9 protein-coding genes and 2 tRNA genes are annotated in these 15,352 nt (G+C 32.3%); 4 read left to right on the top strand and 7 right to left on the bottom strand.

What is annotated here, in order from left to right:
- Position 1: 1 nt before the first annotated feature.
- From infB to rimP, 3 genes are all read right to left on the bottom strand, one after another.
- Entirely contained in the window at positions 2-2,869 is a 2,868-nt protein-coding gene (gene infB, locus BVC87_RS08005) for a translation initiation factor IF-2 (protein ID WP_075341847.1), read from the bottom strand.
- 90 nt (positions 2,870-2,959) lie between these two features.
- Entirely contained in the window at positions 2,960-4,216 is a 1,257-nt protein-coding gene (gene nusA, locus BVC87_RS08000) for a transcription termination factor NusA (protein WP_075341846.1), read from the bottom strand.
- 10 nt (positions 4,217-4,226) lie between these two features.
- Complete coding sequence (gene rimP, locus BVC87_RS07995) at positions 4,227-4,688, bottom strand: ribosome assembly cofactor RimP (RefSeq protein ID WP_075341845.1); 462 nt, start codon at positions 4,686-4,688, stop codon at positions 4,227-4,229.
- Positions 4,689-4,900: 212 nt separating this feature from the next.
- On the opposite strand from rimP, the gene BVC87_RS07990 reads away from it, so the two are divergent.
- Positions 4,901-5,494, top strand: a complete 594-nt coding sequence (locus BVC87_RS07990) for an N-acetylmuramoyl-L-alanine amidase (RefSeq protein ID WP_075341844.1) — start codon at positions 4,901-4,903, stop codon at positions 5,492-5,494.
- A 56-nt stretch (positions 5,495-5,550) separates the two neighbouring features.
- Here BVC87_RS07990 and BVC87_RS07985 read toward each other — a convergent pair.
- The 4 genes from BVC87_RS07985 to BVC87_RS07965 form a co-directional block, all read right to left on the bottom strand.
- A tRNA-Gln gene (locus BVC87_RS07985) sits at positions 5,551-5,621 on the bottom strand.
- A gap of 72 nt (positions 5,622-5,693) precedes the next feature.
- The gene (locus BVC87_RS23680; protein WP_075341843.1) at positions 5,694-6,017 is read right to left on the bottom strand and encodes a T9SS type A sorting domain-containing protein; all 324 of its coding nucleotides are present in this window, start codon (positions 6,015-6,017) and stop codon (positions 5,694-5,696) included.
- A gap of 95 nt (positions 6,018-6,112) precedes the next feature.
- Positions 6,113-7,702, bottom strand: a complete 1,590-nt coding sequence (locus BVC87_RS07970) for an alpha-L-fucosidase (RefSeq protein WP_075341842.1) — start codon at positions 7,700-7,702, stop codon at positions 6,113-6,115.
- Between the two features lie 315 nt (positions 7,703-8,017).
- Positions 8,018-8,088, bottom strand: a tRNA-Gln gene (locus BVC87_RS07965).
- 200 nt (positions 8,089-8,288) lie between these two features.
- On the opposite strand from BVC87_RS07965, the gene BVC87_RS07960 reads away from it, so the two are divergent.
- The 3 genes from BVC87_RS07960 (at position 8,289) to BVC87_RS07950 (ending at position 15,323) form a co-directional block, all read left to right on the top strand.
- Positions 8,289-11,447, top strand: a complete 3,159-nt coding sequence (locus tag BVC87_RS07960) for a DUF2723 domain-containing protein (RefSeq protein ID WP_075341841.1) — start codon at positions 8,289-8,291, stop codon at positions 11,445-11,447.
- Positions 11,448-11,849: 402 nt separating this feature from the next.
- The gene (locus BVC87_RS07955) at positions 11,850-14,276 is read left to right on the top strand and encodes a LodA/GoxA family CTQ-dependent oxidase (protein WP_075341840.1); all 2,427 of its coding nucleotides are present in this window, start codon (positions 11,850-11,852) and stop codon (positions 14,274-14,276) included.
- A 6-nt stretch (positions 14,277-14,282) separates the two neighbouring features.
- The gene (locus BVC87_RS07950) at positions 14,283-15,323 is read left to right on the top strand and encodes an NAD(P)/FAD-dependent oxidoreductase (RefSeq protein ID WP_075341839.1); all 1,041 of its coding nucleotides are present in this window, start codon (positions 14,283-14,285) and stop codon (positions 15,321-15,323) included.
- Positions 15,324-15,352 lie beyond the last annotated feature (29 nt).

Below are 15,352 nucleotides of genomic sequence, written 5' to 3'. Positions count from 1 at the left end.
GCTATTTCAGCTTTTTCTTAACAGCTACTTCGATATACACTTCTATAACATCATCAACTTTGATATCGTTATAACCTTTAATTTGTAATCCACAATCATAACCTTTCGTCACTTCTTTTACATCGTCTTTGAAACGTTTTAATGAAGTTAACTCACCATCATGAACTACTATTCCCTCTCTAATGATTCTAACATTAGCATCTCTGGTAATTTTTCCACTCATTACCATACATCCTGCAATGTTTCCAATCTTAGAAATTTTATATACTTCTCTAATTTCTACATTACCGATAACCTCTTCTTTCATTTCAGGAGATAACATTCCTTCCATTGCATCTTTCAGATCATTAATTGCATCATAGATAATTGAGTATGTTCTAATATCTACCTCTTCTCTATCAGCTATTGTTCTAGCATTAGATTGAGGACGTACATTAAATCCAATAATGATTGCATCTGAAGCAGAAGCTAATAATACATCAGACTCAGTAATTGCACCAACTCCTTTGTGAAGTATATTCACTTGGATTTCTTCCGTAGACAACTTCTGGAAAGAATCTGTTAATGCTTCTACAGAACCATCCACATCTCCTTTTAAGATAATATTTAACTCTTTGAAGTCTCCTAATGCGATACGACGTCCAATCTCATCAAGTGTTAGTGTTTTCTGAGTTCTAACAGATTGCTCACGTTGTAACTGAGAACGTTTAGCTGCAATTTGTTTTGCTTCTCTCTCATCTTCAAATACATTAAACTTATCACCTGCTTGTGGTGCTCCGTCTAAACCTAAAATAGATACAGGTGTTGATGGTCCAGCGACTTTAACTTTGTTACCACGCTCATCGAACATTGCTCTTACTTTACCACTATGCTTTCCAGCTAATAAGTAATCACCAATTTTTAATGTTCCTGCTTGTACTAAAATCGTAGAAACATATCCTCTACCTTTATCTAATTGTGCCTCTACTACAGTACCTATCGCGTTTTTATCAGGATTTGCTTTAAGCTCTAATACCTCAGCTTCTAATAATACTTTTTCTAATAATTCGTCTATTCCTTGCCCTGTTTTAGCAGAAATTTCTTGTGATTGAATATCTCCACCCCAATCTTCTACTAATAAATTCATAGTAGATAATTGTGTTTTAATATTATCAGGATTTGCATTTGGCTTATCTACCTTATTAATTGCAAATACTATTGGTACATTGGCTGCTTGTGCATGTGAAATTGCTTCTTTAGTTTGTGGCATCACATCATCATCTGCAGCAATTACAATAATTACTAAATCCGTTACCTGAGCACCACGTGCACGCATTGCTGTAAAGGCTTCGTGACCTGGTGTATCTAAAAACGCTATTTTTTGTCCGTCTTCTAATGTTACACTATAGGCTCCAATATGTTGAGTAATTCCTCCACTCTCACCTGCAATTACATTAGCTTTACGAACATAATCTAATAAAGATGTTTTACCATGATCTACGTGTCCCATTACTGTAATAATTGGAGCTCTAGGTAATAAATCTTCTGGCTTATCTTCAACTTCTTCAATTGACTCTTCAACTTCAGCACCAACAAATTCTACTTTATAGTTAAATTCTTCAGCTACAATTTGTAATGTTTCAGCATCTAAACGTTGGTTCATAGTTACCATCATTCCTAACATCATACATGCAGAAATAATATCTGTAACTGGCTTATCCATCATAGTCGCCACCTCACTTACTGTTACAAACTCAGTAACTTTAAGTACTTTCTCTTGTGCTGCTTGCATTTCTGCTTCAGCTTGTTGACGGTGTTGATCTCTCTTCTCTCTACGATACTTAGCTCCTTTACCTTTATTAGATTTCCCTTGAAGTTTTTCAAGAGTTTCTCTTACTTGTTTTTGGATTTCTGCTTCTGTAAGCTCTTCCTTCTTAACCTCTGGTCTTCTTCCTCTACCACGTTGATTTCCTCTTCGGTTTCCACCTTGTCCTCCACGATTGTTACCTTGACCTCCTCGGTTATTACCTTGTCCGCCACGGTTATTTCCTTGACCTCCTCGGTTATTATTATTGTTGTTACCTTGCTGGTTATTGTTTCCAGTGCCAGGTTTGGTGATTCTCTTGCGCTTTTTCTTATCGTTGTTGTCTTGCTTAGCTTCAGGCTTTTTCTTTTTAGGTCGTTCGAATTGCTTTAAATCAATTTTCTGACCTGTCATTTTAGGACCATCAAGCTTTTGATATTTTGTCTTTATCTTTTCAGCATTTTCAGGAGTAATCTCCTTAACAACTGGTTTTTTCTTAGCTTCTGGTTTTTGAACTTCTATTTTCTTAGGCTCAAATTTCTTAGGCTCAGTTTTCTTTACTTCAACTGGTTTTTCTTTTGGCTTTTGAGGTTCTTTAGGAGCTGGTACTTCCTTGGGCTTTTCTTGCTTAGGAACTTCTTTTTTCTCAACTTTAACTTCAACAGGTTTTTCCTCTTTAGGTGGTGGAGGTGTGCTTTTTTCCTGTTTTTCAACTACTGGTTTAGATGTATTAATATCAATTTTACCAACAGTTTTTAGTTGAGGTTTTGCAGCTTTAGCTTTTAAAACTTCTTGTTTCTTTACTTCTTCTTGTAAACGTTTAGCTTCTTGTTCTGCTTCTAATCTTTTACGAATCTGCTCTTTCTCCTTTCGCTTTTCTTCGCTTACTTCTTGAGAAGCCACTCTTTTAGATTTGTCCGTTTGGAAACCATCGAGTAGAATTTGGTATTCAGTGTCAGAAATTTTAGTTGTAGGACGTGCCTCAATTTCATGACCACTTTTAGCCAAGTGCTCCACTGCTCTATCTAAAGAGATGTTTAATTCTCTTAAAACTCTGTTTAGTCTTAATGTTTTAGCTTCAGCCATATATAGTTATTATACTTAATATTAATATGCCTTTATTTAATTTGAAGACATATTCCGATTTTTAAGGTATCGGCAACCTTTATATTTATGTTATTCCTCGAATTCTTCTCTTAAAATTCGTTGAACATCTACTATTGTTTCTTCTTCTAAATCTGTTCTCTTTACAAGTTCAGATACATCTTTTTCTAGTACACTTTTAGCAGTATCAAGTCCAATTTTCTTAAACTCTTCTATTACCCATGCTTCAATTTCATCAGAGAATTCTGTTAACTCTACATCTTCTTCTTCAAGTCCTTCTCTTTGAACATCGATTTCATATCCTGTAAGTTGACTTGCTAAACGAATATTAACTCCTGATCTACCAATTGCTTTTGATACTTCTTCTGGTTTTAATAATACATTCACTCGTCCTTTCTTACCATTCTTTTCTTCGTCGAATTTAATAATTTCTACTGAAGTTACTTTTGCTGGGCTTAATGCTCTAGATATAAATAGTTGTTCATTCTTTGTAAAATTGATTACATCAATGTTTTCATTACCTAATTCACGAACAATTCCATGGATACGAGAACCTTTAACTCCTACACAAGCTCCAACAGGGTCAATTCTATCATCATACGAATCTACAGCTATTTTTGCTTTATCTCCTGGTATTCTAGCCACTCCTTCTATAGTAATTAAACCATCAAAAACTTCAGGAATCTCTTGCTCAAATAATTTAACTAAGAAAGCTGGCGCTGTTCTTGATAAAATAATCGCAGGCTTGTTACCTTTTAATTCTACCTTTTTAATCACTCCTCTTACTGAATCTCCTTTTCTAAAGAAATCAGATCGGATTTGTTCATTTTTCGGTAGTACTATTTCATTTCCTTCGTCATCTAACAAAATAACAGCATTATGACGAATATGATGAACTTCAGCACTGTAAATTTCGCCCTCTAAATCTTTAAATTGCTTAAATACATTAGTACTATCGTGCTCGTGTATTTTAGATATTAAGTTTTGTCTTAACGCAAGAATAGCTCTTCTTCCTAAATCGATAAGCTTCACTTCTTCAGAAACATCTTCTCCGATTTCAAAGTCAGGTTCAATTCTTCTCGCTTCCGTTAGTTCTATTTCTTCATTTGGATCTTCAACATCTCCGTCTGCTACTACAATTCTATTTCTCCAAATTTCTAAATCCCCTTTATCTGGGTTGATGATAATATCAAAGTTATCATCAGAACCATATTTACGTTTAAGGGCTGACCTGAACACTTCCTCTAAGATAGACATTAGTGTTACCCTGTCTATACTTTTATTATCTTTAAAATCTGAAAATGACTCAATTAATGCAATGTTTTCCATTTTCTTGCTGTTAAAATATAATCTTCACTTTTGCTTCTTTAATATCTACAAACGGTATTACCGCTTCTTTCTCTACTGTATGTTTACCTTTCCCTACAGGTTTAGGCTCTCTTGCTTTCCATTTTAAAGTAATATTGTCTTCATTAACTTCTGACAATATACCTTCAAATTCTTCATCATTTGTTTTAACCTTTAAAGTTCTATTTACATTTTTATTGTACTGCCTTTTAACTTTTAAAGGGTGTGCTATATCGGGAGAGGTTACTTCCAAAGAAAAATCCTCTTCTTCTCTATCTAAATTATGCTCTATATTCCTACTTATTCTTATACACTCATTAAGTGGAATTCCAGAATCACCATCCACGATTACCTTTATCTTATTATTTGCAAGAAATTGTAAATCTATAAGGAATAAAGATGGATTTTCGTCTAGAGCTTCATCTAATAATATTCTTACTTTGTCTTGATCCATTTTAGGTATAAAAAGAGGGGACTTTCGTCCCCTGCATTCATCTCTTCGAGAATTTCAGTGCAAATATAATAACTTATCATTTATTAAGCAAGTAAACGGAAACATTCTATTTTCTATTAAATTTTAGTGTTTATCCTATTTAAAATTTAAGAATATCCCTATCATCTACTAAAGAATTAATACCTAAATTTATATCACAGAAAATAAATGTTATGATTGTATTACTTGATAATGGTCACGGAGGACTAATAAATGGCAAATACCAAACCCCAGGAAAAAGAAAAGACTGGGGTGCAGATGGAATAATTTACGAAGGAGAATTCAATAGAGCTATTGTTGGTGGAATAATTGAAGAACTTACGAAACTTAAAATCCCTTACATCAATATTGCTCCTGAATACAGAGATGTACGACTGGAAACTAGAATGATTAGAGCAAACAAATATGCTAACAGTCCTTGCTTTTATCTAAGCTTGCATTCAAATGCTGGAGGTGGACATGGAAGTGAAATTTTTACTTCTCCGGGAAATACTAAAAGTGATAAAATTGCCACAATTTTCGGACAAGAATTCAAAAAGGAATTTCCAAATAGAAGACTAAGAACTGATTTTAGTGACGGAGATTTAGATAAAGAACGTAGATTTTATGTACTTACTAGAACTAAAATGCCTGCAATTTTGACTGAAAGTTTTTTTATGGATAATAAAGAAGAGTTCAAAACTCTTTTAAACACTAGAGAAGGCAGACAAAGAATAGTTAATTACCATGTTCAAGCTATTGTTAGAACAAAAAAAGAGATTTTTTAAATCAAACGTCATTACTAACAAAACAAAAAAGCTTCTAACAATGTTAGAAGCTTTCGTTGGCCTACAAGGACTCGAACCTTGAATATCGGTACCAAAAACCGGTGTGTTACCATTACACCATAGGCCAAATTTGTGGGTGCAAATATAAAACAAAATAATGATTTCTAAAATTAAAAATCATTATTTTTTTTAAAAAACCTTATTCTGCAACCAACGTGCCTTTATAGGCTAAACCTGCACTATCAACAACTATATACTTAAACATTCCTTTTTTATCTGATTGTAAGTTAAAAACCACCTCTTTTCTATTACTATTAGTTTCTAAATCTCCATTAAAAATTGCTCTTCCTAAAATGTCATACACTAGTAAAGTAACTTTATCTGATTCTTGTGCTAACGTTATTGTAGTTTGACCTCTAAAAGGATTTGGGTAATTCGATATTGTCTCATCTGAGGCTATAGTAAAATCATCTACTGATAACACCGAATTATTTGCTTTAAAAGCTACGTTATTAATTCTCATTACTTCAAAAGGAGTATCTGTAATATAAAATACCGCATCATTAAAATCATTATCACAACTCTCATAATCTCTCCTTATGTCTTCAAAACCTAAAATTATTCTTTTGCTGTAGTTATTTTAAAAGCATAAGCTATTTGATTAGGAGCATTTTTATTTAATTCTATTTTTAACCCTTCATCATCTTGATTCCAAGATTTAATATGATCGCCATTAAGTGAGATTACTGATTTTATATCAGGAAGTTCTAAACTATTGTTTTTTGCTAATGCAATGATATTAAGCTCTTCTTTAGGTGTACCTAAGGAAATTGCATAAATTGCTTCTTTCTTTTTAGTAAACCGTATATCGTTTGATGTATAATCTATATGCTCGGTAAAATGTCCAGAGTTTTTCATTTTAGAGGGCCCCTCTCCATAAATTTTCCAAGGCCTTGTATTGTATATCGCTTCTCCATTAACTTTTAACCAACTACCTAATTCCATTAACACAGCTTTTTGATCATCAGGTATAGAGCCATCAAATTTAGGTGATATATTTAAAAGTAATTGTCCATTTTTTGATACTATATCAATAAAGTCATGTATTACCCATTCAGCAGGTTTAACTGATAACCCATCTATATAAGACCAACTAAACTTTGAAATAGTATCATCTGTTAACCAAGGAGCTCCAGTTAGTTTATCACGTCTTCCTTGCTCGAAATCTTCTGTAGAAAATGTATGAGGCATATCTTCATTTTTATGCGTCATCATAACTTCTTTCCCCCAAGTTTCTGCTTTATTTAAATAATAAGAAGCAAATTCAAATCGTTGTTTTTCAGGTATTAAATCTAACCATGTATCAAACCAAATCATATCTGGTTGATATTTATCTATCACTTCTTTAAGTACACCTAACCAAAAAAAATTAAGCCATTCTTTTTCAGGAATATTACCATATAGTATACGAAGTTTTGGATCTTCCGAACTAGTCGGTAAACCAGGAATCCACGGATAATGAGAATTCCAAAACATATGATAAGAATCTAAATGTCCATACCTTTGAGTCGCTTCTTGTAGGTTTTTTCCTTTATATCTTTGAAGATGTCGGGCGTGATGAAAAGTCGTAATCACTTTCATATCTCGTTTTCTTAAAGCAGCGAACAATTCTCCCGTAATATCCCGATTAGGTCCTATATCTACTGAATTCCAAGGAGTCAACTTACTACCCCACAAAGCATACCCATCATGATGCATTGCTACAGGACCTGCAAATTTGGCGCCAGATTTCTGAAATAATTTTGCCCATTCGTCAGCATTAAATTTTTCAGCTGTAAACTCTTTAATCATATCATGATACCCAAATTTTGAAGGATGACCAAACTTTCTTGTATGCCAATCTAATCGATTAATGTGATAACCTGGTTTTTTACCATTCCATTCAATTGAATCAATACCAAAATGCATCCAACGGGGATACCATTCATTTGTATTTGCGGCCACAGTGTAAGGCCCCCAAGTAAAATAAATACCCAGTTTTGCGTTTCTAAACCAATCTGGAGAAGCATTATGCTTAGAAAGAGAACTCTCTGTTGGCATATACTTTTTTTCTATACTACTTGATTTACTTTTTCCACAACTAATAAAAAATAATATAACAATTAAAAAACTTTTATAATTTTGAGTAATGAAATTCATTTTTTTCATATTAAATCTATTTGGTCTGGTTAATTTATATTTAAATATTTAGTATTACTAAAATAGATATTTTGTTAACCTCATCAAAATCAGAAATCTTTCTAAACAATTAAAACTATAATAAAAAGAGCGATATATACCACAGACTCTACCACCTTGTAAAACCTGTGATTTAGAAGTGTAAGGAATGTAGAAGTTTTCATTTTTAGATCAACGCATTCTTTTGCATAACCAAAACAATCGTGAATGCCCTAAATATCAATTCTGGCATCTAAAATAGAAGTATAAAAAAAAGCTTCAGCAATACTACTGAAGCTTTCAACGTTGGCCTACAAGGACTCGAACCTTGAATATCGGTACCAAAAACCGGTGTGTTACCATTACACCATAGGCCAATTACAAATGCGGACGCGAATATACAACATTTTTCAAATTACAAACAAAATTTTTACTTTTTTATTTTTAACATTACTTTAAAAAGTAAAAATTAACACCAAATAACTTATACTGTACTTTTGTTTATACCTTTAAAATAATATATCTACTATATTGATAATAAATTATAGTACATTCGCATTGATTTTTTGACTGAATTATGAAAGACTTTAATTTTAGTAAGTGGAACGTAATTTTAGGTTGGGTTTCATTTGGAATTGCATTGATAACCTATACACTTACCTTAGAACCTACAGTTAGCTTTTGGGATTGTGGAGAATATATTTCAACTGCTGTAAATTTAGAAGTTGGTCACCCACCAGGCGCTCCTTTATTTCAAATGCTAGGTGCATTTTTTGCCATGTTTAGTAATGATCCCAGTCAATGGGCAAAAATGGTAAACTTTATGTCTGGGTTAGCCAGTGCATTTACAATACTATTTATGTTTTGGACCATCACCAATCTAGCTAAACGCTTAGTCATTAAAAATGGTTTTAACACAGGAGAGAAAATTGCAGTTTTAGGAAGTGGATTAGTAGGTTCTCTTGCATATACTTTTTCTGATAGCTTTTGGTTTAGCGCAGTTGAAGGTGAAGTATATGCTATGTCGTCTTTTTTAATGGCTGTTTTATTCTGGCTTGGGTTAAAATGGGAAAGTGAAATTGATCTTCCTAGAGGAAATAAATGGCTTATTTTAATTAGCTATGTTGTAGGATTATCTTTTGGAGTACACATACTTTCATTGTTGGTTATTCCTTCAATTGTAATGTTATACTTCTTTAAAACATATAAAAATATTACTCTAAAAACTACTGCTATAGCATCAGTAATTTCTATTTTGGTATTAGCTTTTGTTTTTAAACTTCTATTTCCATTTACACTTAAGTTTTTTAGTGTTGCAGAGTTATTCTTCATCAATTCTATTGGACTACCATATAATTCAGGAACTATAATAGCAGGGCTTTTCTTAATAGGCCTTTTTGCTTTTGGTTTGAAATATACTAGAGAAAAGAAATTAATAGTAGCTAATACTGCTATTTTATCTATACTTTTTATTGTTATTGGTTTTTCTTCTTGGTTAATGCTACCTATTAGAGCAAATGCAGATACTATTATTAATGAAAATAATCCATCTAGTGCTCGAGAACTATTAGCATACTATAATCGTGAACAATATGGAGACGCTAATGTTTTTTATGATAAATACTATTCTTTTGCATACAATAGAGAACAGGAAACTAAAAGAAATGAAATTGGAGAATTAGAAAATGTATACAAAGATGACAAACCAAAATATGAAAAATTAAATGGTAAGTATGAAATTGTAAATAATTACAAAAATGCTTTACCTAAGTGGTCTGATAAACATAAAGGATTCATTCCTAGAATGGTTGATCCTGCTGCAGAACAGTATTACAAACAAATAGCAGGCATACCATTACGAAGTAAAAGAAGACCTACATTTTTTGAAAACATAAAGTTTATGGTCAATTTCCAATTTGGATATATGTATGGAAGATACTTTATGTGGAATTTTGTTGGGAGACAAGACGATATTCAAGGTCATTTAGACAATAATGGAAATTGGTTAAGCGGAATAACGCCTGTAGATGAATTTTTCTTAGGATCTCAAGAAGCATTACCGGACGATGTTAAGCATAACAAAGGAAGAAACACGTACTTTTTCCTTCCTTTAATTTTAGGTATTATTGGCTTATTATATCATTTACGTGAAGATAAAAACAGATGGTATACCTTGGCTCTATTCTTTGTTTTTACTGGTTTTGCAATTATCTTCTACACCAACCCTAAACCTTTTGAACCTAGAGAACGTGACTATGCTGTAGTAGGCTCTTTTTACGTATTTGCAATTTGGATTGGTTTTGGAGTATTAGGCTTATACGATGCTTTACAACAAAAAGCTAAAAAACCATTATTTGCTTTACTTATTTCTGGTATTTCTCTACTGGCAGTGCCTGTATTAATGGGATTCCAAAACTGGGATGATCATGATAGAGCTGATCGTTATATTGCTCAATTGAATGCACAAACTTATTTAGAAAGTTGTGATAAAAATGCTATCATTTTCACCATTGGAGATAATGACACTTTCCCGTTATGGTACATGCAGCAAATGGAAGGAGTTAGAAGGGATATTAAAATTGTAAATACTAGTTTATTTGCAACAGACTGGTATATCGATCAAATGAAAAAGAAAACGTATGATGCTGATCCTATACCATCTCAACTTAAACATGCTCAATATAGACATGGTACACTAGATGTAGCGTATCATTTACCACATCCAAAATTAAAAGACTCTGTAATCCCTCTGAAGTTCTTCATGGATTGGGTTGCGAATGATCACGAAGCCACTTATTATGAAACCGAAAATGGTTTAAAAGAGAAAATATACCCAACAAATAGAATTCGAATTCCTGTTAATAAAGAGAATGCTTTAAAGTATGGTATTGTAAGTCCTAAAGACGCTGATAAAATGGTAGACTACATTGATATTAAAATTGATGATGCCATTACAAAAAATAGGATTTTAATGTTAGATATTCTTAATAATTTTGATTGGAAAAGACCGATTTATTTTACAGGTGGAGCAAATGCTGATGAAGAATATATATGGTTGAAAGATTATTTACAGTTGGATGGAATGTCATTTAAGCTAGTTCCTATCCGTACTCCTATTGCTGAACGTTCTATGTTTGATATGGGAAGAATAGATCCTGAAAAAATGTATGCCAACGTAAAAAAATGGGATTGGAAAACAATTAATAACGGAAAAATATATTTAGATGAACAAGCGAAACGTAATGCAATATCCTTACGAAATAATTTAATGCGTTTATCTGATGAGTTTTTAATTAAAGGGGATACAGCTACTGCTAAAGAAGTACTGGATTTATCACTTCATAAAATGCCTATAGAAGATTTTGGACATTATAGTATTTCTTTAGGTTATCCAGAATTATATTATAAAATAGGAGACACAGACAAAGCAAGAGAAACAGCTGACACCCTTATTAAAATATTTAGACAATATCTTGATTATTATTACACTTATGATGTTGATGACATTCATTTAGTTAAAGATGAAATTGAGACTTATTTGTTTATGTATAGAACTCTAGTTGTGAATCAAATTACTAGGTATGATGATGGCGAGTACGTAGAAAATGCCATTAAAGAATTTATCGAAAAAGAACGATTATTTATTACTAGTGGCGGTTTAGAAGAAGAACTTCAAATGATCGACTCCTTAGAAACTCAACGTAAGCAAATGATAGATTCCTTAATAAATGAGTAATCAAACAACATACAAATAATGTATTAACGCAAATCTTGCTTAAAGAAACTCCTGTCACTTCGAGTAAAATTATTTGTAATAAAATGGAAAATAATTTTGTATCGAGAAGTATTTCACTAGTTCTCGATAAAATTTTACGCCGTTAGCACTTTGTAAAATCACTCGAACTGACAAAAAAGTTTATCCGAGATTCACGTTATATTAGTAAACTAAGAGAGTGTCTACAAATAGACACTCTTTTTTTGTTTATATGATCATCCTACTTCATTCGTTAATTTTATCAATAACATTTATCCCTAAAAAAACTATTCTTATTCCTCATTTTTAACACCTCATTGCATTTATTTCTAACCTCATTGTTTCTAAAATTAAATTTGATTACAAACCTTAAATTAGATAACAATGAAACTACGAATTTATCCATCAATAGGAATTGCTAGACTTGGAAATGGTCCTACCAATAAAAGCGATGTTGTTTTCACTCCTGAAGTACCATGGGCAAACTTATATGAAGAAAACTTAGAATTTCACACAAAAGACGGGGCTTTAAAGAAACAGGCACAACGTTTTTATATTTATGAATGTGATGATAATGGTAAACCTCTTCGAAAAATAGATCCAGCTTCTTGCGATATTGAATGGACTGTTGAAGTTGCGAATAAAAAACCTTTTTGGTACGATTTTAATAACAGCTTAGATTTATCTGTAAACACAGATAATCATAACTTAAGCCCTAATTTTTTCACTGAAAAAATCGCTCCTGGTATTAGCACTTCAAGAAGAAATCCTAATGTACTTAACGAGCAATTAATCAATAATAAAGATTATGATTATCGAAAAGAATTAGTAAATAGTCCAGCTCCGACAACTATTACAGCCAAAAACATAGCCCCTGTACCATTAGGTGGAAAATTTCCTTTTCCTTTAGAAGGGCAGAACAATAGTTTTATTGCATCAGCAATGAATTTAAATACAAGAGATGTTAATCTAGGCGCTATTGAATATGATGAAGGCTCTCTTATTTTTTATCCTGGAGATGGAATATCAGCAGCTTTAAATCCATCTGACCTGAACACTGACTTTGCTGATAATTCAAATTGGTACGATGACATTTGTGATGGAAAAGTTACTGCTAAAGTAACGATGAATGGAACAACATATGAACTTAATGATGCTAGTACTGCTGCTTGGGTTGCTTCTGCCCCACCTGATTATGCTCCACAAATTCAACCTCTAGCTACAATGTATGATCTTATTTGTGGTATTGCTAATGAAAGTTTTACAACCGATTTTAGTTTAATCTTTCCTGTATTGTATAGATTATACAGAATGCAGTGGGTAAACTTAAGTGACTTCCTTGCTCCTTCTTTCAGAGAAACTATAGATGAATTAACTCCTGAAGAGTTTAAAGCTTTATATAATAATTCAGAAGCTGCACAACCAGTAAGAAATAAAATATTCCAGTTATTTAGAGATCCATTATACAACTATAATAACGAACCTATTATACCTAGTAAAAGTAAAACAGACATTACTAACATAGGAAGTGGAACACAAGAGTTAAAATATCCTTTTTATCCTGGAGATGGGATTAACTATCCCGGAAGTCCAGCACAGTGGTTTGCTATCCCTCCTGTTTTATATGAAGAATTGAGAAAATGGAGAGATGGAAATTTTACTTCACTTGATGGTAACTACTCTACCATGGATGAACTTGGAAAATATTATCAAAATCAATATTTAGAAGCAGCAAAAGACCCTGCCAAAACAGCTTTATTAATGACTCGTGCTGTATTAGAAACACTATACGGTGGAGGATTCCACCCTGGTGTGGAATTAACCTGGCCTATGCGTCATGCACAAATGTATGCTGAGAATTCTTTAGCTTATGCTAACGTTACGCAAGGAAATTCTTTCTTTGGTTTACGTGAAATCAGAATTGGAGCTGCAACTCCAGAAGAACAAAGTCAAATATTTTATAATGATTTTGGTTTCCAAATGAACTCTGATGATGTAAAAGAATCAATTAGTACTAACAATGCTAAAGGTTGGTTATGGAAAAGTACTCCGGGTGATTTAACAAAATGGATGGGAATTCCTTGGCAATCCGATGCAGGTAGCTGTCAGAAAGTATTTTTAGACAGCCAATATCCAATTCCAGCTTGGTGGGCAGCAAACTTGCCTGTAGATGTGTTAACCGAAGAAAGTTTAGTAGCTATGCGGAATTCTGATTTAAAACCAGAAACCATTCAATATGTATATGCCAACAGATTACCTTGGCTAATGACTACTGATACAGGTTATGTGGGTTATCATGCTGAAGGTGGCTATATGAATGGTTTAATTAATATGGTTTACAAATGGAAAAACGTTGGTGTTGTTGCAGGAAGAAAATCTAATGTTAATGGAATTCCTGAACTTGTTTACGTTGCTGCTGAAAGTAAAAATGTAAAAAATCTAACTTCAATATTCTTAGGAAAAGCTATTCCTGCAAAGCCTGTTACCTTAGCTCCTCCAAGTGTTTTCTATTCAAATACTAGAGAAATGATTTGGATTCCAGAAAATGCATCTGCATTCCTATCTTCTAATCTTGAAGGAACAGGCAATGTTTATGTAGATGATGTTTTTGAAATGAAAATTAATGGAAACATTGTTTTTACACATGACTTCAGCAATAATTGCAGTGGAAGAATTACTCCTGAAGCTCCAATTGACATTACTTCAAACCTGAAAGAAGTTGCAAATTCTTTTGTAACTATAGAAGTAAATTATAAAGATAAATGTGGAGGATCTGAAGGTGCTTCTGAATTCTATCTAATCTTTAAATAATAAAAAATGAGTCCTGAAACCCTAAAAACGGAAGTTTTAATTATTGGTAAAGGAGTCTCAGGACTCATTTTACACTTACTCTTAGAAAGAAAAGGAATAAAGAGTATCCTTATTGATAAAGTCAGCTCAAAACAGAACTTGCCTTTAGCTGAAACCATCCCTCCTAGCACGTTAACATTGCTAGAAGAAATTGATTTTCTACCCCTTTTCGAAACATTTTCAACAAAAACCTATGGATATCAATCCAAATGGAATAGTTCACAAATCAGTGATGAAAATTTCTTTTTAAAAGGAAAATATGGTTACGGTTTAAAAATAAATAAGCAAAAAATAATTAGCGCTTTACAACAACAAAGTAATCGCATTATTTCTGTCAAAGATATTTCTCAATTAGAAACAAAAAAGAATACCAATACTATACTTATAAAAAAGCTTAATGATAAAATTACAAGTATCGAAAGTAATATAATTGTGGATGCCACAGGTAGAAAAAGACATATTTTAAAACAAGTCAATATCAATAGTATTGAATATGATAGCAATCTTGCCTATTTGTGTTACGTTCCTAAAAAAGGTCCATCATTAAAATATGGTTTTTTTACAGAATCTTTTGAAAATGCTTGGGGAACAATATCTGACTTAAATGAGACCACCAGAATTGTTTCATTATATACATCTAAAGAAAACGAATCGTACAAGTTATTCAAAGACTTTACTAACTGGAGTTATTTACTTGATAAAACTGAATTATTAAAACTATGTATTCCTAGAAATGGTAATTTTAAAGTTTATGGTAAGCTAGCCAATTCTTCTGTTCCATCAAAAATCACATTCCAAAATATAATAAGTATTGGAGATGCTGCTATGTCGTTTAATCCTATTTCTTCTCACGGAGTTTCAAACGCAATTTATACTGCTAAAGAAGCTGCTTTAGCAATAGAGAAACATATGACTAGTAATAAGTATAGCTTAGTCAACTACGATAAAAAAATGCACACTATTTTTAAGGAATATTTTAATCAGAAAGAAAAACTATATCAACTATAATTAAATAAAAAAGGCTGAAGTGATTATTG

This window comes from Tenacibaculum agarivorans (genome assembly GCF_001936575.1).
Classification (GTDB): domain Bacteria; phylum Bacteroidota; class Bacteroidia; order Flavobacteriales; family Flavobacteriaceae; genus Polaribacter; species Polaribacter agarivorans.
This window is presented reverse-complemented; position numbering and strand designations above follow the sequence as displayed.